We start from the raw sequence: 20,972 nt of genomic DNA, 5'->3' as shown, positions 1-20,972 counted from the left end.
TTGCATTGTAAATGCCCTTATGATACGATTGAAACAACTTTTGCTATACGTCTTGCGGAAAAGAGTGGGGCTACCCGCTCTTTTCTGTTGTTATTTTGAATTTCGGGAGGGATATTATTGAGTAAAATTACCGAGGTAGTTGAACAGTTAGCGAATCCGATTGTCGAAGAATTGGGACTTGAACTTGTTGACGTGGAGTTCTTGAAAGAAGGTCGTGATTGGTTTTTACGTATTTATATCGACACGCCTGAAGGTGCCATTGATATTGATCAATGTGCGGCTGTTAGTGAGAAGCTAAGTGAGGAGCTGGATCGCGTAGACCCAATCACTCAAAATTACTTCCTTGAAGTGTCTTCTCCCGGAGCGGAAAGACCATTGAAAAAAGATGAAGATTTTGAAAAAGCAGTGGGCCAATATGTGTTCATCAAAACTTATGAGCCGATTGATGGACTGAAAGAGTTCGAGGGATACTTACTCGGATATGGGCCTGACTTCGCAAAAGTGGAAATACGTATTAAGACACGAAAAGTATTAGTAGAGATTGATAAAACGAAAATTGCATTCGCTCGTCTTGCTATTGACTTTTGACTAATTCAGCGGGAGTTCCAAGCACTCGCTGAATTAATCGAATCCTTCGGTAGATGTTACAGATTTTTAGTGAAGTTTTTCAAGAAAGCGCGAAAAAATCAAGACGCAATGACGCCAAGGTGTAATGGGTTGTAAGTAACAACAGCGCAATGATAATAGAATGTAGGAGTGATGAACATGAGTAGTGATCTACTCGAAGCACTGACAGCTCTTGAACAACAAAAAGGAATTTCAAGAGATGTATTGGTGGATGCGATTGAAGCAGCGCTAGTAACTGCATACAAAAGAAACTTTAACCAAGCACAAAATGTTCGTGTTGATTTGAATTTAGAAAAAGGCACGATGAAAGTCTATTCACGAAAAGATGTTGTAGAAGAAGTGGAAGATGAGCGCCTACAAATTTCACTCGAAGATGCGCAAGTTATCAATCCTGTTTATGAACTTGCTGACATCGTAGAAGAAGAAGTCACACCACGTGACTTTGGACGTATTGCTGCACAAACAGCGAAACAAGTCGTTACTCAGCGAGTACGTGAAGCTGAACGTGGTCTAATTTATGAAGAGTACATTGATCGTGAAGAAGACATTGTCAACGGAATCGTCGAGCGAATGGATGCCAAAAACTTATTCGTTGGATTAGGAAAAGTAGAAGCAGTCTTGCCTTCAAGCGAACAAATTCAGACTGAAACATATGAACCTCATGACCGCATTAAAGTGTATATTACAAAAGTGGAAAGAACCGCTAGAGGACCTCAAGTGTTTGTTTCTAGAACACATCCGGGTTTGTTGCGACGTTTATTTGAATTGGAAGTTCCTGAAATTTATGATGGGACAGTGGAGATTAAATCGATTGCCAGAGAAGCTGGAGATCGCTCGAAGATTTCTGTTCATACAACGAACGAAGAAGTTGATCCAGTCGGTTCTTGCGTAGGTTCACGAGGCGCGCGTGTGCAATCTATTTCCAATGAATTGAACGGTGAGAAAGTTGATATTGTAGAATGGTCTGAAGATCCGGTAGTTTTTGTGGCGAATGCATTGAGTCCATCAAAAGTTATTGACGTTCAAGTGGATGAAGAAGAACGCTCTACAACAGTTATCGTACCAGATTATCAATTATCACTAGCTATCGGCAAAAGAGGTCAAAATGCAAGGTTGGCTGCTAAACTAACAGGCTGGAAAATTGATATCAAGAGCGAAACTGATGCAAGAGAGTTAGGCATCTATCCACGCACTGAAGAAGTGTTGAATGAACAAGCGTCTGAAGAGGAAGACTACTTGGAAGCTTACGAGTATGAAGATGAAACGCCGGTTGAACAGGCGGAAGCTATTGATTTATACGCAGATGTAGACGAAGAAGATTGATTTGGAAAGGATTGCATGCTGATGTCGAACAATCGGAAAATCCCTTTGCGCAAATGTGCCGCTACAGGTAATATGCTTCCTAAAAAAGAAATGATTCGAATCGTCCGTACGAAAGAAGGAGAAGTATCTGTAGACTTGACAGGTAAAAAATCTGGTCGCGGTACATACGTTTCAAAAACGGAAGAAGCGGTAGAAACAGCACGCAAACAACGCTCGATAGAAAATCAGTTGGGTGTGAAGATTCCTGAGCAAGTGTATGAGGACCTATTGCATGCGATACGTCGAGAGGCGATCAAATGAAAGATGCAACTAAGATTTATCAACTGCTTGGTTTAGCAGCCCGCGCACGAAAAATTGTTACGGGTGAAGATTTAGTCGTAACAGAAGTGCGTTCAGGAAATGCCGCGTTAGTGGTCCTATCAGCTGACGCTTCCGCGAATACGATGAAAAAGTTAACTAATAAATGTAATACTTACAACGTTGAGAAGCATGTATTTGGTAGTCGTGAAGACCTAGGGCATGCGATAGGTAAAGAAGAACGAGTGGTCTTGGCGCTAACAGATAAAGGATTCGCAAAAAAATTATCCGAGCTCCTCAACGAATATAACCGGGGGTGGGCTAATGACGAAAATACGAGTACATGAATATGCCAGAACAGTTAATAAAACGAGTAGAGATGTTATTGATGAACTAGGGAAAATGAATATTGAAGTGACTACGCATATGGCGTATCTTGAACCAGATACTATAGCGAAACTAGATAAGAAATTCCCTAAATCAGCAAATAGTGCAACATCAGCATCAGGAAATAAGCCAAACAACAATCAAAGAACAGACAGACCAGCTCAGCGCGCTTCTGGTAATCGCCAAGGCGGAAACGCTAAACCAGCGTCTGCAACTGGAACATCTGCTTCAAAAGGTAGTAACAATCGTCCGAACCAAGGTTCCAACAAAGGTAGCCAAAGTACTCAAGGTGCTAACCGTCCTGCATCAACTTCTGCAAATCGTCCACAAGGACAAGGTTCTAGTCAACAAGCTAGACCAGCGCAAGGCAGTAATCAACAGCCTAAACAAGGACAGGGCTCGGGGGCACGTCCGGCGGGCGGCGGAGGTCGTCCGGGTGGCGGTCGTGGTGGAAGGCCACCTGCTCGCGGAATCAACCAAGGGCGTCGTAGATACCGTCCAGCAGTTCCAGCGCAAAAGATTGAAAAGCCACTACCAGAGAAAATTACGTTCTACGAATCACTATCGGTTGGTGAACTAGCTCAAAAACTAGGTAAGGAACCTTCTGAAATTATCAAAAAATTATTCATGCTTGGCGTCATGGCGACGATTAACCAAGAGTTGGATAAAGATGCGATTGAACTAATCTGTGCGGAATATGGTGTAGAAGTCGAGGAAGAAGTCAGAATCGACGTTACCGATTTGGAAATCTACTTTGAAGATCCTGAAGAGGAAGAAGAGACTCCAGGTATTCTAGAAGAAAGACCACCAGTTGTTACGATAATGGGTCACGTTGACCATGGTAAAACGACTTTACTTGATTCGATTCGTAATACAAAAGTTACGCAAGGAGAGGCTGGAGGAATTACCCAGCATATTGGAGCGTACCAAATCAAAGTAAACGATAAGAAAATTACATTCTTAGATACACCGGGCCACGAGGCTTTCACAACAATGAGAGCACGTGGAGCGAAAGTAACTGACTTGACAATTTTAGTCGTAGCTGCAGATGATGGTGTTATGCCGCAAACAATTGAAGCGATCAATCACGCAAAAGCAGCAGAAGTTCCAATCATTGTTGCAGTGAATAAGATGGATAAACCGTCCGCTAATCCAGATCGTGTCATGCAAGAGTTGACTGAACACGGCTTAGTTTCAGAAGACTGGGGTGGAGATACAATCTTCGTTCCGATTTCCGCACTTAAAGGTGAAGGAATCGAGCAGCTTCTTGAAATGGTTCTATTGGTTGCGGAAGTAGGCGAATTTACTGCTGATCAATCGATTAGAGCTCGTGGTACTGTAATTGAAGCACAACTTGACAAAGGAAAAGGTTCTGTTGCTACATTGCTAGTACAAAACGGTACATTGCATGTAGGAGATCCAATCGTTGTCGGTAATACGTACGGCCGTGTTCGTGCTATGGTCAGTGACTTAGGCCGTCGAGTAAAAGAAGCAGGTCCATCTACGCCAGTAGAAATCACTGGATTAAGTGACGTGCCACAAGCGGGCGATCGTTTTGTTGTCTTTAAAGACGAAAAGACTGCTCGTCAAATTGGTGAAACACGAGCTGGAGAAGCGCTTCAAGAACAGCGTGTAGAAAAGACACGTGTAACGTTAGATAACCTATTCGATCAAATGAAACAGGGCGAAATGAAAGAATTGAACTTGATCGTCAAAGCAGACGTTCAAGGTGCAGTTGAAGCAATGGCTTCGTCTCTTATGAAAATTGAAGTAGAAGGCGTGAATGTCAAGATCATCCATACGGGTGCAGGTGCGATCAACGAATCTGATATTTCATTAGCGGCTGCGTCAAATGCGATCGTTATTGGTTTCAACGTACGTCCAGATACGAATGCGAAACGTGCTGCGGAAGAAGAAGGCGTTGATATTCGCCTACACCGCATAATCTATAAAGTAATTGAAGAAATCGAATCAGCAATGAAAGGGTTACTAGATCCTGAATACGAGGAAAAAGTAATCGGTCAAGCTGAAGTTCGTGAAACCTTTAAAGTTACAAAAGTCGGTACAATTGCAGGAAGCTATGTAATTGACGGTAAAATTACACGTGATTCTAGTGTCCGCGTCCTTCGTGATAATATTGTCATCTTTGAAGGTGAGCTTGATACATTGAAGCGATTCAAAGACGATGCAAAAGAAGTGGCGAAAGGCTATGAATGTGGCATCATGATCAAAAAGTTCAATGATATCAAGGAAGGCGATATCATCGAAGCTTACGTCATGGAAGAGATTAAACGAGTATGATTGTTTACGCGGAATGCTCGTTCTTCATTCCGATTGCGGCATCACTTAAAGACAAGCGAGCTGTGTTAAATCGAATGAAAGATCGAGTGAAAAATTCCTATAATGTTTCTGTTGCAGAAATAGATCATCAAGATCTTTGGCAAAGGACGACTTTCGCTATAGTTGCTGTCGCATCTTCTAAAGATGCGGCTGAACGCGAAGTGAGAAGAGCGATTAGCCTATTTGAATCAAATCCAGATTGGGAAATGACCGCGTGTACAGTAGAATACTTATGACTATAGGACGAGGTGAAAGTTCGTGTCAGTGCGTGCAAATCGAGTGGCTGAACAAATGAAAAAAGAATTAGGCGAGATTATCGCCCAAAAGTTGAAAGACCCGCGCATCGGTTTTGTTACGATTACAGGCGTAGACGTGACAGGCGATTTGCAACAGGCAAAAGTGTTTATCTCAGTTCTTGGGACAGATAAACAGCGAGAGGATACGTTAATCGGTCTCTCTAAAGCGAAAGGATTTATCCGGACTGAAATTGGTCAGAGAATTCGTTTGCGTAAAACACCTGAAATTGAATTTGAGCTAGATGAATCGGTTGCTTACGGTAATCGTATTGAGAGCTTAATTCGTCAAGTGAATGATGAAGACATGCAGTAAAAATGTGGAGGAAGTTCATTATCGCTGAAGCGTAATGACTTCCTCTATTCTTATATTAGATATGTTTTCAATGAACCCACAGAAAGAAGGGGCAAGATGAACGGAATATTACCTTTGTGGAAAGAAAAAGGGATGACATCACATGATTGCGTCTTTAAACTGCGCAAGATTTTACGTACAAAAAAAGTAGGACATACTGGAACACTGGATCCTGAAGTAGAAGGTGTACTTCCCATTTGTATAGGGAGAGCAACGAAAGTCGCCTCGTACGTTACGGATGCAGGTAAAGAATACATTGCGAAAGTATCCATTGGACGATCTACTGAAACGGAAGACGCACAAGGTGAAACCGTTACAAGTGACAACTCGTATAAAGAATTTACGCGAGCTCAAATTATAGAAGTATTACATAATTTAACAGGTGAAATTATACAGATTCCACCCATGTATTCAGCTGTAAAAGTAAATGGTAAACGACTCTATGAGTATGCAAGAAAAGGTATAGAAGTAGAACGCCCTAAACGTAAAGTGGAGATCCATCAAATAGACCTTTTAGATGAAGAAGAAATTTTTGCGGGGGAACAAGTCACATTTTCCATTCGTGTGAGCTGTGGAAAAGGTACATATATTCGAACGCTCGCTGTCCAAATTGGTGAACACCTTGGCTTTCCAGCACATATGGAAGCATTAGTTCGAACGGCTTCAGGTAATTTTCGTCAAGCAGAGTGCAAAACGTTAGCGGAAGTAGCGGAGGTCATGGAAGCGGAGGAAATAGACTCTATTTTGTTGCCGATTGAAAACGTTTTGAATGACTTTCCCAAGGTGGAAATAGATTCTACAGATTTAGAGAATATTAAAAATGGACAAGTGTTACCAGCAAATCCGTTATTGAGCGATTACCCGTCTGTTATTATGACGTATGAAAAAAAAGTATTGGCTATCTATCAAAACCATCCAACGAAGCCTGGATTGATGAAGCCTGAAAAAATGTTATTGCCTAATGAGTAAGGAGAGATAGAAATGGAAATCTACAGATTACGATACCCCGATCAAGTAGATATCGGACAGAATCACGCCTATTCTTTAGCTATCGGATTTTTTGACGGCGTACATAAAGGGCATCAAGAAGTCATTCGTTCCGCAAAAAAAACAGCGGTTGACTTAGCGATAAAGACAGCTGTTATGACGTTTGATCCGCACCCTTCACGGCTCTTTTCTAATAAAAATATTGGCTATATCACTCCCATTGAGGAGAAGGTAAGACTGCTTCAAGCGCTTGAAGTGGATGTACTTTTCGTCGTCAGCTTTGATTGGGATCTAGCTAGTTTATCACCTGAACAGTTTATTGATGCATTCATTAAAGGATTAGGTGTTAAGCATGTAACGGCAGGCTATGATTTTACGTTTGGCGTAAAAGGTTCTGGTACTATGGAAGATATGAGCAAGCTTTCTAATGGATTGTATGGAACGACGACTGTCTCTAAAGTTACATTTGATGAAAATGGAAAAACTTCATCTACCAAAATTCGCGAATTACTCTCTCAAGGTAATGTGGAAGAAGCTGCTACCTTACTAGGACGTCCTTTTCGAACGTTTGGTGAAGTGGTTCATGGTGAAAAGCGAGGTCGCTTGCTAGGCTTCCCAACCGCTAATATTCAAACTTCGGAAGAACATATTGTCCCGGCTAACGGTGTCTATGCAGTGAAGTGTTTAATCGCAGGAACCTGGTTTAAAGGCGTATGTAATATGGGTGTCAAACCAACATTTCATGATCCTAAGCATCGCCGTGCGACTGCAGAAGTTCACTTGCTTGATGCTACGCTCGATCTATACGGACAGGAAGTTGCGATTGATTGGCTACACCGAATACGGTCAGAGAGAAAGTTTGATTCGCTAGAGGCCTTAAAGGAGCAAATTGCTAAAGATAAACAAATAGCGATTGACTTGTTAAACGACTAGAGTTGGTTGTTGCAACTGAAAGAATGCCGTGATATGATAAAGCAGTGTTATAAACACGAACCACTTCTTGGCAACACGATTCACCAACGTTTGCTCGGGAGATGGGGATACTTTTATTTAGGAGGTGAAAAGGATGGCTATTACACAAGAGCGCAAAACTGAGCTTATCAATCAATTCAAAACTCATGAAAATGATACTGGATCTGCTGATGTTCAGATTGCTATCCTTACTGAAGAGATCAATAACTTGAACAGCCACTTACGTACACACAAAAAAGATCACCACTCACGTCGCGGTCTGTACAAAATGGTTGGTACACGTCGTCGTCTTTTAAGATATTTACGTGAAACTAACGTTCAACGTTACCGTGATCTTATTGCAACACTAGGCTTACGCCGTTAATAAGACTAAGAAGCGGGCTTTGCCCGCTTTTTTCTATGGAATCAAGACTGAAAACTTCGCATAAATAAGTCTTTTTTGATACACTACTACTAATTACATACCATCAATAGGTAAAACAGTTTCACAATAGAGAGGAGTTCTACAATGTCAGAACAGAAAAAAGTTTATACACTCGATTGGGCAGGACGTACACTGACGATCGAATCTGGACAACTAGCTAAGCAAGCAAATGGTGCTGTGCTCGTTCGTTATGGCGAAACAACAGTACTTTCCACAGTAACTGCTTCTAAGAAACCAAAACCTCTAGACTTTTTCCCACTTACAGTAAATTATGAAGAACGTTTATATGCAGTAGGTAAAATTCCAGGTGGATTTATTAAACGTGAAGGTCGTCCTTCAGAAAAGGCCGTTTTGACAAGCCGTTTAATCGACCGACCAATCAGACCTTTGTTCCCTGATGGCTTCCGTAATGATGTTCAAGTAATTTCACTTGTTATGTCAGTTGATCAAGATTGTTCTTCTGAAATTGCCGCGATGATTGGTTCATCTCTAGCATTATCTATTTCAGATATTCCGTTTGACGGACCGATCGCAGGCGTTCAAGTAGGTCGTCTGGATGGCGAATTTATTGTCAACCCAACACCAGCACAACTTGAAATGTCAGAAATCGATTTAGTCGTTGCTGGAACAAAAGACGCAATCAACATGGTAGAAGCAGGTGCAAAAGAAGTTTCTGAAGATATTATGCTAGAAGCAATCATGTTCGGTCATGATGAAATTAAAAAATTAATTGAATTCCAAGAAAAAATTGCTCAAGAAATCGGTAAAGAAAAATTCGAGATTGAACTATTCGAATTAGATGCGGAAATTAGCAAAGATGTAAAAGACTTCTGCGAAACTGATTTAATTGCAGCGATTCAAACAGAGGAAAAACATGCGCGTGAAGATGCGATTAACGAAGTGAAAAAAGCTGTACTTGATCGCTACATCGAGAAAGAATCAGATGATGAAACGATGAAACAAGTAAAAGCAGTTCTAGAACAAATGGTCAAAGATGAAGTACGTCGTTTGATCACAGTAGATAAAGTACGTCCAGACGGCCGTGGGCTTGATGAAATTCGTCCATTGTCTTCTGAAACAGGTCTTCTACAACGTGCACACGGTTCATCTTTGTTCACTCGTGGACAAACGCAAGTACTAAGTGTCTGTACACTTGGGGCTCTTGGTGAAGTTCAAATGATTGATGGATTAGGTTTAGATGAATCCAAGCGCTTTATGCATCACTATAACTTCCCGAACTTCAGTGTCGGTGAAACGGGTCCTATTCGTGGACCAGGCCGCCGTGAAATCGGTCACGGAGCACTAGGAGAGCGTGCGTTGCTTCCAGTTCTTCCAAACGAAGTCGAATTCCCTTACACAATGCGTCTTGTTGCGGAAGTATTAGAATCTAACGGTTCATCTTCACAAGCATCGATCTGTGCCTCCACAATGGCTATGATGGACGCAGGTGTACCGATTAAGTCTCCTGTAGCGGGTATCGCAATGGGCTTGATCAAAAAAGACGAGGATTACTCTATTCTTTCAGATATTCAAGGAATGGAAGATCATCTAGGTGATATGGACTTTAAAGTAGCTGGTACGGATAAAGGAATTACAGCACTTCAAATGGATATCAAAATTGATGGACTGTCTCGTCAAATTTTAGAAGAATCACTAGCGCAAGCTAAAATTGGTCGTATTAAAATTCTTAACCATATGATGACTACAATTTCTGAAGCACGTGAAGAGTTGTCTGAATATGCACCAAAAATTGTCGTCATCCATATTAATCCAGACAAAATCCGCGATGTAATCGGACCTGGCGGTAAAGTGATCAATAAGATTATTGAAGAAACTCAAGTGAAAATTGATACAGAACAAGATGGAACAATCTATATCGCATCTCCAAATTCAGAAATGAATGCCAAAGCAAAGGCAATGATTGAAAATATCGTACGTGAAGCGAAAGTCGGCGAATACTACTTGGCGAAAGTAAAGCGTATTGAAAAGTTCGGTGCGTTCTTAGAGATCTTCCCAGGTAAAGATGGTTTGCTTCATATATCTGAAATTCAAGAAGCCCGCACAAAAGCGGTTGAAGACGAACTGAAATTGGGAGATGAATTATTCGTAAAGGTTATCGAAATTGATAAGCAAGGTCGAGTAAATCTTTCTAGAAAAGTTGTTATTCAAGAAGAAAAAGAAGCAACCGAAAAAGCAAACAAAGAGTAATAAACAAGTCAAAAAGCCTCTTCCTGCACAAAGTTGCGGCGAAGGAGGCTTTTTGTACTTTATAAAGGGAGAGAAGTCGATGATTGAAACACATAGTTGTCCAAATGGCGTACGTATTGTCCATGAGAAGATGCCACACGTAAAGTCGGTAGCTGTCGGTTTATGGGTGCATGCAGGTTCTTCTAACGAAACGACAGAGCAAGAAGGGATTGCCCATTTTATCGAACATATGCTGTTTAAAGGAACTGCTACAAGAACCGCTAGAATGATTGCTGAACAGTTCGATCAAATTGGTGGCGATTTAAATGCCTTCACTTCAAAAGAAATGACTTGTTACTATACAACAGTGTTAAGTCATCACGCATCATACGCGTTAACCATTTTATCTGATATGTTCTTCCATTCCCTATTCAAAGAAGAAGAAATGGAGAAAGAGAAGTCCGTTATTTTAGATGAAATTTCATCTGTTGAAGATATGCCAGATGAAGACGTAGATGAAAAAGTATGGGCGGCAATGTTTCCTAATGATTCAATTGGAAAACCGGTTGGCGGACGTGCAGAAACGATTAAACGTTTTACGAAAGAAATGGTAGATGAATTCATGGAACGTCACTATGGCCCTGAAAACCTCGTGATTTCAATTGCTGGAAATTATGACGAGCGACTCATTAAGTTAATCGAAGCCCATTTTGGATCCTACCAAAGTAAAATACAGACGGTTACGGAAGAAGAAATTGTGTTACCGGATTTTGCAGCAAATCAAATGATTAAAGCGAAGGATATTGAACAAGCACATGTATGCTTTGGTTATCCATCTTTACCTTCCACACATGAAAAAATATACGAATTAAGTTTATTTGACAGTATTCTTGGCGGCACGATGTCTTCTAGACTATTCCAGGAAGTACGTGAGAATAAAGGGTTAGCTTACTCGGTCTATACGTATTACGCAGCGTATGAGAAAGCTGGGGGCTTTGTAGTTTATTGTGGTACATCACCTGATAACTTCGAAGAGACGTACAAGACGATTGAGCGAGTCATCGCAGAGTTATTACATGATGGTATAACGGATAATGAATTACGCAATGCAAAAGAACAACTAAAAGGAAGCTTTGTTCTTGGGTTAGAAAGTTCTGAATCTCGAATGTATCGCAATGGACGCAATGAATTAGTGTTAGGGAAACACCAAACGATAGAACATGTAGTTGAACAAATTGAAAAGGTTGAAAAGCGTAGTGTCTATCGACTGGCCCAACAGATATTAACGAGCGATCGAGCGATATCAGTCATCGCACCTAAAACGAATATCCAACAATATAAAAAAATGAAAAACTAGTCGAGTTCTCCCTTTCTATACATATGATGAAAGAGATCATAAGAGAGGGAGGACTTTTATGCTGTTATCTGAGTTAGCACAAAAAGAGTTGATTCAAGTCGAAGAGGGGATGCGATATGGGTTTCTTGCGGATACAGATCTTCTTTTCAATCACAAAACAGGTGAAATCATCGGCTTTGAAATTAGAAAGAAGCTTGGTAAAAATCTATTCCGACAAAAAGATCAAGATGCCATTGAATACATTCCTTGGCATGAAATTGTCCTGGTAGGAGAAGATCGGATTTTGTTTGGGAAAACGCATGAACTAGATCGTAAGGATGTGAAGGAGTATGACTAAATGGCTTGTGGTCGGCAGCGATCAACGATTACATCTAGCTGCGGACCTGCTGAATCAGCAAGGGTATAGTTGTCATTATGTTGCGGTTGATTCATTTGATGAAGAACTTCAACAGACGTTGCTTGCGTGGCAACCAGATTGTATAATCCTTCCACTTCTAGCCATGGCAAAACCTATTCCACCTACCCTACTATCGGAGTCAACTGTACTTTATACAGGGCAGACAGCTCAGCAATGGATAACTCAGCTAGATGAATTGGGCATTCGCCATAGAAACTATTTACAAAATGAGCAATTTATTTGGAAAAATGCACAGTTGACAGCGGAAGCATTTGTTCGTGTGTTTTATGAGCAAACGAAGCGAACGATTGCAGGTAAGCACTTTTATGTTGCTGGTTTCGGTAGAGTAGGTAAAGCGGTGGCATTAACTTTACGTGGCTTGCAAGCTAACATTACGATTGCTGCAAGGTCTGATGAACAGTTAGCTGAAGCGGGTATAGTAGGTTACGATTCTGTACGCTTAACAGAAGATACAGTATTTACAGATGGCTATTTAGTAAATACCATACCTTCACAGTGGTTAGACCCAAAACATGCTGGACGTATATTCGATATAGCTTCAGCACCCGGTTGCCTAAAGCCTTCTACAACTTCTGAATACTATACTATACATCTCAAATTGCCCGGGATACATTTTCCTGTGGATGCAGCGACTGTAGTAGTTGACGCCGTTTTGAGAATGGATTCAGAAGAAAGGGGAGCTAAATGCTTGAAGGAAAACGAATCGGATTAGGAATTACGGCTTCGCATTGCACTTACGACCAATTGCTTCCGATGATTGATTCGCTACAAAAAGTTGGAGCGACAGTCGTTCCAATTATTACGCATTCTGTACTCCATGCGGCTACGCGTTTTGGTACTGGAGAAGAGTGGATTGAGCGTATTGAAAAAGCAACAGGAGAAAAAGTCGTAGCGAGTATTGTGGAAGCTGAGCCATTTGGACCAACGAACCCGTTAGATTGTATGATCATTTCACCGCTTACGGGTAATTCTATGAGTAGACTCGCCAATGCAGCGACAGATTCTCCGGTCTTAATGGCCGCGAAAGCGACATTGCGTAACGGAAAACCAGTTGTACTGGGTGTATCGACAAACGATGCATTAGGATTGAATGCAATGAATCTCGTAAAATTATTGAACATGAAAGATGTTTATTTTATTCCGTTCGGTCAGGACGACTGCATAAAAAAACCGAACTCATTAATCTCAGATTTTTCTCTACTACCAGCTACTACCGTGTCCGCCATAAACGGCAAACAATTGCAACCACTATTGATAATGCATAAAGACGCATGAAAATAGATTTTTAAATTTCGCAAAATATGTTATAATTCGTTCAATAACAATTAACGAGCTGTGGTTGTTTGATTAAGCCCTAAATATACTTGTTAATAATTGAAAGGAAGATCGAGATGAAGAATGTAAATGTTGCAATTGTCGGAGCTACTGGAGCGGTAGGAACTAAAATACTCGAAAAATTGGTGGAGCGTAAATTCCCTGCTCAATCTATCAAGTTACTGGCATCCAAACGCTCTGCTGGCAATGAGATCAAAGCTGGTGGAGAAACGTACATTGTACAAGAAACGACACCTGAAGCTTTTGAAGGAATCGACATTGCATTCTTTAGTGCAGGCGGGAGTATCTCTGAAATGTTTGCGCATGAAGCAGTGAAACGTGGAGCCGTTGTTATTGATAACACAAGTGCTTTCCGTATGGATCCGAACACACCACTTGTCGTGCCGGAAGTAAATCCAGGGGACTTGAAAAATCATTCTGGAATCATTGCGAACCCGAATTGCTCGACTATTCAAATGGTGGCAGCACTGAAACCTATTAAGGATCAGTATGGCCTAAGCAGATTGATCGTATCTACTTACCAAGCCGTTTCAGGTGCAGGGGTAGAAGCCATAGATGAATTAGCTGAACAAAGTAAACAATTTGATGACCGCAGTGAAATCGAAGCGGAAGTATTACCATCAGCAGCTGCAAAACGTCATTATCCTATCGCATTCAATGCGATTCCACAAATCGATTCATTTGATGAGTCAGGTTACACGTTAGAAGAGTTGAAAATGATCAATGAAACAAAGAAAATCTTTAACGACTATGACATGTCAGTAGCGGCTACTTGTGTCAGACTACCTGTTGTGTCTGGTCACTCTGAATCTGTTTATATTGAAATTGATCAAGAAAATGTCACGGCAAAAGATATACAGGCATTGTTACAAAATGCTCCTGGGGTGGTTTTACAAGATGATCCAACGGCGCAAGTTTATCCAATGCCGCTTTACGCTGAAGGCAAAGATGAAGTATTTGTTGGGCGAATTCGTAAAGATCTAAATCATCCAAACGGTTTTCATCTATGGATTGTGTCAGACAACTTGTTAAAAGGCGCTGCACTGAATTCAGTGCAGATCGCTGAAGCACTTGTCAACTGATTAGTAAAGATTAGGATGACTAAGAAAAGGAATGATCAATGTGAAGCTTGGAAATATAGGAACAGCAATGGTCACTCCTTTTTCTCCAAATGGTGCGATCGATTATGAAAAAACGTCAGGCTTGCTTGAACATTTGATCGCAAATGGAACTGATTCAGTTATCGTTAGTGGTACGACAGGTGAATCACCTACGCTTAGCATGTCGGAGAAAAAAGAGTTATTAGACTTTGTTGTAAAGGTAGTCAATAAACGTATACCGGTTATTGCGGGAACAGGTACAAATGATACAGCGGAATCGATTGAGCTGACAAAGGCGGCAGAGTTATCCGGGGCAGACGGAATTATGCTTGTCACCCCTTATTATAATAAGCCTGATCAACAAGGTATGTATGCTCACTTCTCGACAATTGCCAAAGAAACGTCATTGCCTGTATTGCTTTATAATATTCCGGGTAGATCTGTAGTGAACTTACTGCCAGAAACAATCATTGCGTTATCCAAAATTCCGAATATAAAGGCCGTAAAAGAAGCAAGTGGAAGTCTTGAACAAATGGCTGAAATCATCGGCAATACGGCTGATGATTTTGAAGTGTATAGTGGTGATGATAGTTTGACATTACCATTGCTTTCGATTGGTGGACGAGGAATTATTTCTGTTTCAGCTCACGTTGTAGGAAAAGAAATGCAACAAATGATCAAAGCGTTCCAAAACGGACAAACAAAAGAAGCGGCGCAACTTCATCGGGCGCTACTACCTGTATTTAGAGCGCTATTCTCTAAACCAAATCCAGTACCAGTGAAATATGCACTGGAAAAGGCTGGTATACCAACAGGTGGCGTGCGATTGCCGTTAGTTGCGATGGATGCAAGTGATGCAGCCATGATCGATGTGACTCTGGAAAAATTCAAAAATACAGCATTTATTGTGGAATAAAGTGAAGCCGGATGACTAGTCCGGCTTTTTTTGTTTGTACAGAGCACCTACTATCTCGTATAATGGATTTTAGTCGTTGTGAACGGGAATAGAATATAGGAGGAAACAAATTGACTAAAATACAAAATGAATTAATAAGAGTAATTCCACTAGGTGGGGTTGGAGAAGTTGGTAAGGCGATGTACATCGTGGAAATAGATGATGAAATGTTTGTGATGGACTCGGGATTAATGTTCCCGGAAACTGAAATGTTAGGAATAGATTTCGTAATTCCAGATATGACCTATTTAGTAGAAAACAAAGAACGTATTAAAGGAATATTTTTGACGCACGGACATGAAGATGCAATCGGTTCAATTGCATATTTACTACAAAAAGTACAAGCGCCGGTTTATGGTACGAAGTTGACACTTGCGCTCGCGAAAGAACATTTGAAAAAAATGCCTGCTCCATCTAATGTGCGCTTCTTTGAAGTGACAAATCGTAGCCGTATGAACTTCAAACGTACGCATGTGACATTCTTTAATACGACGCATAGTATCCCTGATGCATTAGGAATCGTTTTTCACACGAGTGAAGGTGCGATTGTTAATACAGGTGAGTTTAAATTTGACCAAGCAGCTAAGGGGAAATACCGTCCGGACATTGCGAAAATGGCAGCGTTAGGTGAAGATGGCGTCTTTATCTTGATGTCCGATTCTACGGAAGCGGAGCGACCAGGTCATACTACATCTGAATCGGTGATCGAAAAGCGTTTGTCTAAGACATTCCACGAAGCACAAGGACGAATTTTAGTTGCGTTATATGCATCGAACTTCATTCGAATTCAGCAAGTACTTGATCAAGCGGCAGTAATGAAGAAAAAAGTAGCCGTTATCGGTAAAAGTTTGGAAAGTTACTTTGAAGTGGGCCTACGTCTAGGCTATTTGCAAGTAGAAGAAGATATCGTCATTCCAGTGAAAGAAATGGATAAGTACGATGATCAGGATATCGTTATCATCGTAACGGGTAATCAAGGGGAACCACTTGAAGCTTTAGAAAAAATTGTACGCAAGCATCATAGGGAGATTAATATTAAAGAAACAGACACCGTATTGATCACATTTACACCGTCACCAGTGATGGAAATTTCAATGTATCAGATGATGAACGAATTGGCCAAAGCAGGAGCAAAGGTTCTAACGTCTACACGAAATGTTCATGTCTCCAGTCACGGTTCACAAGAAGATTTGAAAATGATGTTAAATCTAATGCAACCAAAATATTTCATCCCGATTCAAGGTGAATATCGTATGCTGATTGCTCACTCTAAAGTTGCGCAAGAAGTCGGTATTCCTAAAAACCGTATTTTCATTGCGGATAAAGGCGATATCGTTGAATATAAGAATGACAAGTTGCGCATGAGTGGAAGAGTACAAGCGGGTAACGTTTTAATTGATGGCATCGGTGTAGGCGATGTAGGAAATATCGTGTTACGCGATCGTAAGCTACTGTCTCAAGATGGGATCTTTACAGTCGTTGTGACATTGAATAGAAAGCAAAAAAGAATTGCCGCTGGACCAGAAGTCGTATCAAGAGGTTTCGTCTATGTTCGTGAATCAGAAGAACTTTTCGAGGAAGCGACAAAGTTAATCCGTAAGATCGTGGAAAAGTATGTGAATAAAGAGACGTTTGAATGGACAAACATTAAACAAGAAATCCGTGAGACGTTAAGTTCTTATTTATATCAGCAAACGAAAAGACGCCCGATGATTATTCCTATCATCATGGAGTACTGAGTAGACGCTTGTAATAAAAAAAATGGATTTCCATGCCTAACCGGCTGGAAATCTTTTTTTCAGAAAGGGGGTTAGCATATGGCGGCGAAAAAAAGAGCGAAGAAAGCACCAGCTAAGAAAAAACAACAGCAGAATAAACAAAGTCCATTGCAACCGCTCTGGTTTGAGATTATTGGTGTTGTATTAATAGGTTTAGCGATTATTATGATATTTGAATATGGCTTGATCGGTAGGGGGCTAGCTTCCTTTTCACGATTTCTCCTAGGTAACTGGCATGTTGCATTACCGTTTATCATTATCATTCAAGCTTTAGTGTTTATGATTAAACGACAAGTGGGTGGCTATAAGCATCGTATTGTATTAGGTTGCTTGTTTATCTTGAGTAGTATGCTGTTGTTCAGTCACGTCCATCTATTTCAGACGCTTTATGAAAGTAAGGTACTCATGTCCAATTCCGCTTTAAAAGAGACTTGGAAAGTCCTTGTGACGAGTGGTGGAATGTTTGAACAAACGGGGACGCTTGGTGGCGGTATGATTGGTGCTGTATTGTTCGCGATGTTCTATTCATTGATCGATTCATCAGGTGCTACAGTGGCGGGTGTGTTGTTATTGCTAATTGGTGTCATTTTATTGACAGGTAAAGCGTTGATTCCTTATTTAGCGGAGCAAATACCAGTAATCATAGAAGGTATAAAGAAAAAGTGGTCAGCGCGAGAGAAGAAGCCTGTGAAGTCACCTGAAGAACGACGCAAAGAGCTGTCGCGCACTACTCGTAAGCAGAAACCGAGGCAAGAGAAGGGAACTGTAGAATCGATAGTTGAGCCGCATGAGCCAATGACCGAACCGATTATTTCAAGCTTCACATCAAAAATTGAACAGTCTGCACCAGAAACATGGACAGATGCAGAACAACTAAGCATCTTCCCGGAAGAAGTGAAACCAAAAGTTGAACCAAAAGTAGAAACTGAAACAGATGTAATACCTGATTATCCAGTCATGGGGGGAGAGCAAGAAAACGAGGCTTATTTGCTTCCACCAACTAGTCTGCTAGAACCGCCTATCGCTAGTGATCAATCGGGTGAATATAACTTGATTCAAGCGAATGCTAAGAAATTGGAGCAAACGTTTTTAAGTTTCGGTGTGAAAGCACGCGTGACGCAAGTACATTTAGGGCCTGCTGTTACGAAGTATGAAATTCTTCCGGACACGGGAGTAAAAGTGAGTCGAATCGTCAGCTTATCAGATGATATTGCCCTAGCGCTAGCCGCAAGCGGTATTCGAATTGAAGCGCCGATCCCTGGCAAGTCTGCTGTGGGAATCGAGGTACCAAATAACGCAGTCGCGATGGTTAGTTTACGTGAGGTGCTAGAGTCAAAAGAAAATAGTCGGGTGCAGTCTAAATTGCTCGTCTGTCTTGGACGTGATGTAACAGGACAAGCGATGTTAACAGAGCTCAATAAAATGCCGCACGTATTAATAGCAGGTGCCACAGGTAGCGGTAAAAGTGTCTGTGTGAATGGCATTATTATGAGTATTATTATGCGAGCTAAACCACATGAAGTGAAAATGATGATGATTGATCCAAAAATGGTGGAATTAAATGTTTTCAACGGTATTCCGCATTTATTAGCACCCGTTGTTACAGACCCTAGAAAAGCGGCACAAGCTTTGCAACGAGTTGTTTCTGAGATGGAACGTAGATATGAGTTGTTTTCTCATACGGGTACACGAAATATTGAAGGATACAATAATCACATTGAGCAGTGGAACGAAGAAAATGATGAAAAACATCCGCGCATGCCGTATATTGTCGTCATTGTAGATGAGTTGGCGGATTTAATGATGGTTGCTTCTAGCGATGTTGAGGATTCTATTACACGCTTGGCTCAAATGGCACGAGCGGCAGGAATTCATTTGATTATTGCAACGCAGCGACCGAGTGTAGATGTTATCACAGGAATTATTAAAGCAAATATACCTTCGAGGATTGCGTTCGCTGTATCATCTGCAATTGATTCAAGAACGATTTTGGATGGCGGTGGAGCGGAGAAACTGTTAGGACGCGGAGATATGCTATTTCTTCCAGCAGGTGCATCCAAGCCAACACGCGTGCAAGGTGCATTTGTTTCGGATGAAGAAGTAGAAGCAGTTGTTGATTTCATTATTGAACAACAAAAAGCCCAGTATCAGGAAGAAATGATTCCAACAGAAGTAGAAAATGTAGCTCCACACGAAGAGACAGACGATCTATATGACGAAGTAGTGCATATGGTGGTCGATATGCAGACAGCTTCAGTATCAATGATCCAGCGACGTTTCCGGGTAGGCTACGCGCGAGCAGCACGTATTGTTGATCAACTGGAAGCGCGTGGTGTCGTCGGACCACCTGAAGGAAGTAAGCCAAGGCAAGTGATGATCGTTAAGTCAGATCTCGATTCTTAATTGATAGGTACAAAATCGACTGAACTATACAACTTTATTCATAATATCAGCTATATATTTTCTTCTCCTATAGAAAATGCTATAGTGAAGGCAAGCTTTTTCAAACAACATAAGCAGTGTTAGTGCTCACTCATGAACAATTTAGCGGAGAAGGAAAAAGGTTTAGTAATCAAAGGATTTTTTCCGTGCAGATAAGTTTAGGTTCCATGTAGTGAGTAAACGGGTATAAGACGTATAGCGTTCGGATTTCATACTCAGACTATCAAAAAGGAGGTCATTATTAATGACGAAAAGAAAATTCGGCTTGGCAATGTCTGTAGTGCTTGCGGCAGGTACAATGTTGGCAGCATGTGGTTCTGCTGATAAGGACAAGAATAATGCTGGTGACAAGTCTGCAACAGGAAATGACGTAGGAAAAAGTGAATTCTCAATTGCCATGGTAACTGACGTTGGTGGAATTGATGATAAATCTTTCAACCAATCGTCATGGAAGGGCGTTAAAGAATTTGGTGAGGAACAAGGTTGGGAAAAAGGGACGGGCGGTTATGATTACCTACAGTCTACAGGACCAGCCGATTACACTACGAACTTGAATAACTTAGTTCGTCGTGATTTTAACTTGATCTATGGTGTAGGTTTCTTAATGGAAGATGCAATCAGCGATATCGCAGCTCAGCAAAAAGATACGGGATTCGCAATTATTGATGGTGTAGTAGATGCACCAAACGTGACTAGTATCTTGTTCAAAGAGCAAGAAGGTGGATTCCTTGCAGGTGTTGCAGCTGGATTGATGACAAAATCAGATAAAGTCGGATTTATCGGTGGTATGGATAATCCGGTAATCGAGCGTTTTGAAGCAGGATTCGTTGAGGGTGTTAAAACAATTAATCCGCAAATCAAAGTGGATAGTAAATATGTAGGTGCATTTGACAAAGCTGAACTAGGAAAAGCGGAAGCAGGCCGTATGTACTCTTCGGGCGTAGATATCATTTTCCATGCAGCTGGCGGTACAGGTAACGGTGTATTCTCTGAAGCAAAAGAGCGTAAACAGGCTGACAAAGATGCATATGTATGGGTAATCGGAGTTGACTCCGACCAGTATGAAGAAGGTAAAGTTGGCGATGCCAACGTTACACTTACTTCTATGTTGAAGCGTGTAGATGTTGCAGTTAAGGATATCTCTGCATTGGCTATGGCCGGCAAATTGCCAGGTGGCGAGACAAAGGTATATGGTCTTGCAGATGAAGGTATAGCACTTGCTGATTCACGCGGTGCGATTCCACAAGATGTGCTAGATCAAATTGATGATTTTGCGCAAAAAATTGCGACTGGCGAAATTGAAGTGCCTGAGTTCGTAGGGAAGAAAAAATAATTATGAAATAAGATAAAGGCCGGTTATGATCCGGCCTTTATTTCATTGGAATTTGTAAACTA

20 protein-coding genes are annotated in these 20,972 nt (G+C 41.1%); all 20 read left to right on the top strand.

Features of this window, described 5'->3' with window-relative positions; all coding sequences use genetic code 11:
* The first annotated feature begins 117 nt into the window (after nucleotides 1-117).
* The 20 genes from rimP to CSV79_RS00435 all read left to right on the top strand — a co-directional run bounded on the left by rimP (nucleotide 118) and on the right by CSV79_RS00435 (nucleotide 20,910).
* Nucleotides 118-588 (top strand): ribosome maturation factor RimP, encoded by a 471-nt coding sequence (gene rimP, locus CSV79_RS00530; protein WP_099687081.1) that lies wholly within the window; start codon nucleotides 118-120, stop codon nucleotides 586-588.
* A gap of 177 nt (nucleotides 589-765) precedes the next feature.
* Nucleotides 766-1,950: a transcription termination factor NusA gene (gene nusA / locus CSV79_RS00525; protein ID WP_099687080.1), complete on the top strand. Its 1,185-nt coding sequence runs from the start codon at nucleotides 766-768 to the stop codon at nucleotides 1,948-1,950.
* 21 nt (nucleotides 1,951-1,971) lie between these two features.
* Nucleotides 1,972-2,250, top strand: coding sequence for an RNase P modulator RnpM (gene rnpM / locus CSV79_RS00520; RefSeq protein WP_099687079.1), 279 nt, complete (start codon nucleotides 1,972-1,974; stop codon nucleotides 2,248-2,250).
* Nucleotides 2,247-2,594 carry a YlxQ family RNA-binding protein gene (locus CSV79_RS00515; protein ID WP_099687078.1) on the top strand — a complete coding sequence of 116 codons (348 nt, stop codon included), beginning with the start codon at nucleotides 2,247-2,249 and terminating at the stop codon, nucleotides 2,592-2,594. The genes rnpM and CSV79_RS00515 overlap by 4 nt, the downstream gene beginning before the upstream one ends.
* Nucleotides 2,572-4,935: a translation initiation factor IF-2 gene (gene infB, locus CSV79_RS00510; RefSeq protein WP_099687077.1), complete on the top strand. Its 2,364-nt coding sequence runs from the start codon at nucleotides 2,572-2,574 to the stop codon at nucleotides 4,933-4,935. The genes CSV79_RS00515 and infB overlap by 23 nt, the downstream gene beginning before the upstream one ends.
* Nucleotides 4,932-5,210 (top strand): DUF503 domain-containing protein, encoded by a 279-nt coding sequence (locus tag CSV79_RS00505; RefSeq protein ID WP_099687076.1) that lies wholly within the window; start codon nucleotides 4,932-4,934, stop codon nucleotides 5,208-5,210. The genes infB and CSV79_RS00505 overlap by 4 nt, the downstream gene beginning before the upstream one ends.
* Nucleotides 5,211-5,232: 22 nt before the next feature.
* Nucleotides 5,233-5,583, top strand: coding sequence for a 30S ribosome-binding factor RbfA (gene rbfA, locus CSV79_RS00500; RefSeq protein WP_099687075.1), 351 nt, complete (start codon nucleotides 5,233-5,235; stop codon nucleotides 5,581-5,583).
* Between the two features lie 96 nt (nucleotides 5,584-5,679).
* On the top strand, nucleotides 5,680-6,591 hold the full coding sequence (gene truB / locus CSV79_RS00495; protein ID WP_099687074.1) for a tRNA pseudouridine(55) synthase TruB: 912 nt from the start codon (nucleotides 5,680-5,682) through the stop codon (nucleotides 6,589-6,591).
* A 12-nt stretch (nucleotides 6,592-6,603) separates the two neighbouring features.
* Complete coding sequence (gene ribF / locus CSV79_RS00490; RefSeq protein ID WP_099687073.1) at nucleotides 6,604-7,542, top strand: riboflavin biosynthesis protein RibF; 939 nt, start codon at nucleotides 6,604-6,606, stop codon at nucleotides 7,540-7,542.
* A 133-nt stretch (nucleotides 7,543-7,675) separates the two neighbouring features.
* A complete protein-coding gene (gene rpsO / locus CSV79_RS00485) occupies nucleotides 7,676-7,945 on the top strand; it encodes a 30S ribosomal protein S15 (RefSeq protein WP_099687072.1) in 270 nt (89 codons plus the stop codon).
* A gap of 144 nt (nucleotides 7,946-8,089) precedes the next feature.
* A complete protein-coding gene (pnp, locus tag CSV79_RS00480; protein WP_099687071.1) occupies nucleotides 8,090-10,213 on the top strand; it encodes a polyribonucleotide nucleotidyltransferase in 2,124 nt (707 codons plus the stop codon).
* A 79-nt stretch (nucleotides 10,214-10,292) separates the two neighbouring features.
* A complete protein-coding gene (locus CSV79_RS00475) occupies nucleotides 10,293-11,549 on the top strand; it encodes a M16 family metallopeptidase (protein ID WP_099687070.1) in 1,257 nt (418 codons plus the stop codon).
* Nucleotides 11,550-11,607: 58 nt separating this feature from the next.
* On the top strand, nucleotides 11,608-11,886 hold the full coding sequence (locus tag CSV79_RS00470) for a YlmC/YmxH family sporulation protein (RefSeq protein WP_099687069.1): 279 nt from the start codon (nucleotides 11,608-11,610) through the stop codon (nucleotides 11,884-11,886).
* Complete coding sequence (locus CSV79_RS00465) at nucleotides 11,879-12,679, top strand: hypothetical protein (protein WP_099687068.1); 801 nt, start codon at nucleotides 11,879-11,881, stop codon at nucleotides 12,677-12,679. The genes CSV79_RS00470 and CSV79_RS00465 overlap by 8 nt, the downstream gene beginning before the upstream one ends.
* Nucleotides 12,652-13,242: a dipicolinate synthase subunit B gene (locus CSV79_RS00460; protein ID WP_099687067.1), complete on the top strand. Its 591-nt coding sequence runs from the start codon at nucleotides 12,652-12,654 to the stop codon at nucleotides 13,240-13,242. The genes CSV79_RS00465 and CSV79_RS00460 overlap by 28 nt, the downstream gene beginning before the upstream one ends.
* A gap of 116 nt (nucleotides 13,243-13,358) precedes the next feature.
* Complete coding sequence (gene asd / locus CSV79_RS00455) at nucleotides 13,359-14,384, top strand: aspartate-semialdehyde dehydrogenase (RefSeq protein ID WP_099687066.1); 1,026 nt, start codon at nucleotides 13,359-13,361, stop codon at nucleotides 14,382-14,384.
* A gap of 40 nt (nucleotides 14,385-14,424) precedes the next feature.
* A complete protein-coding gene (dapA, locus tag CSV79_RS00450) occupies nucleotides 14,425-15,318 on the top strand; it encodes a 4-hydroxy-tetrahydrodipicolinate synthase (RefSeq protein WP_099687220.1) in 894 nt (297 codons plus the stop codon).
* 110 nt (nucleotides 15,319-15,428) lie between these two features.
* On the top strand, nucleotides 15,429-17,096 hold the full coding sequence (locus tag CSV79_RS00445) for a ribonuclease J (RefSeq protein WP_099687065.1): 1,668 nt from the start codon (nucleotides 15,429-15,431) through the stop codon (nucleotides 17,094-17,096).
* Nucleotides 17,097-17,174: 78 nt separating this feature from the next.
* Complete coding sequence (locus CSV79_RS00440; RefSeq protein ID WP_099687064.1) at nucleotides 17,175-19,538, top strand: DNA translocase FtsK; 2,364 nt, start codon at nucleotides 17,175-17,177, stop codon at nucleotides 19,536-19,538.
* A gap of 283 nt (nucleotides 19,539-19,821) precedes the next feature.
* Nucleotides 19,822-20,910 carry a BMP family lipoprotein gene (locus CSV79_RS00435; RefSeq protein ID WP_099687063.1) on the top strand — a complete coding sequence of 363 codons (1,089 nt, stop codon included), beginning with the start codon at nucleotides 19,822-19,824 and terminating at the stop codon, nucleotides 20,908-20,910.
* Nucleotides 20,911-20,972: the final 62 nt, after the last annotated feature.

The sequence above is a fragment of the Sporosarcina sp. P13 genome, from assembly GCF_002743055.1.
In the GTDB taxonomy this organism is placed as follows: Bacteria; Bacillota; Bacilli; order Bacillales_A; family Planococcaceae; genus Sporosarcina.
This window is presented reverse-complemented; position numbering and strand designations above follow the sequence as displayed.

Excerpts from the sequence above, each read along its gene's own strand:
- nusA (WP_099687080.1), top strand. The coding sequence starts at position 766 with ATGAGTAGTGATCTACTCGAAGCACTGACAGCTCTTGAACAACAAAAA.
- rnpM (WP_099687079.1), top strand. The coding sequence starts at position 1,972 with ATGTCGAACAATCGGAAAATCCCTTTGCGCAAATGTGCCGCTACAGGT.
- CSV79_RS00515 (WP_099687078.1), top strand. The coding sequence starts at position 2,247 with ATGAAAGATGCAACTAAGATTTATCAACTGCTTGGTTTAGCAGCCCGC.
- infB (WP_099687077.1), top strand. The coding sequence starts at position 2,572 with ATGACGAAAATACGAGTACATGAATATGCCAGAACAGTTAATAAAACG.
- CSV79_RS00505 (WP_099687076.1), top strand. The coding sequence starts at position 4,932 with ATGATTGTTTACGCGGAATGCTCGTTCTTCATTCCGATTGCGGCATCA.
- truB (WP_099687074.1), top strand. The coding sequence starts at position 5,680 with ATGAACGGAATATTACCTTTGTGGAAAGAAAAAGGGATGACATCACAT.
- ribF (WP_099687073.1), top strand. The coding sequence starts at position 6,604 with ATGGAAATCTACAGATTACGATACCCCGATCAAGTAGATATCGGACAG.
- rpsO (WP_099687072.1), top strand. The coding sequence starts at position 7,676 with ATGGCTATTACACAAGAGCGCAAAACTGAGCTTATCAATCAATTCAAA.
- pnp (WP_099687071.1), top strand. The coding sequence starts at position 8,090 with ATGTCAGAACAGAAAAAAGTTTATACACTCGATTGGGCAGGACGTACA.
- CSV79_RS00475 (WP_099687070.1), top strand. The coding sequence starts at position 10,293 with ATGATTGAAACACATAGTTGTCCAAATGGCGTACGTATTGTCCATGAG.
- CSV79_RS00470 (WP_099687069.1), top strand. The coding sequence starts at position 11,608 with ATGCTGTTATCTGAGTTAGCACAAAAAGAGTTGATTCAAGTCGAAGAG.
- CSV79_RS00465 (WP_099687068.1), top strand. The coding sequence starts at position 11,879 with ATGACTAAATGGCTTGTGGTCGGCAGCGATCAACGATTACATCTAGCT.
- CSV79_RS00460 (WP_099687067.1), top strand. The coding sequence starts at position 12,652 with ATGCTTGAAGGAAAACGAATCGGATTAGGAATTACGGCTTCGCATTGC.
- asd (WP_099687066.1), top strand. The coding sequence starts at position 13,359 with ATGAAGAATGTAAATGTTGCAATTGTCGGAGCTACTGGAGCGGTAGGA.
- CSV79_RS00440 (WP_099687064.1), top strand. The coding sequence starts at position 17,175 with ATGGCGGCGAAAAAAAGAGCGAAGAAAGCACCAGCTAAGAAAAAACAA.
- CSV79_RS00435 (WP_099687063.1), top strand. The coding sequence starts at position 19,822 with ATGACGAAAAGAAAATTCGGCTTGGCAATGTCTGTAGTGCTTGCGGCA.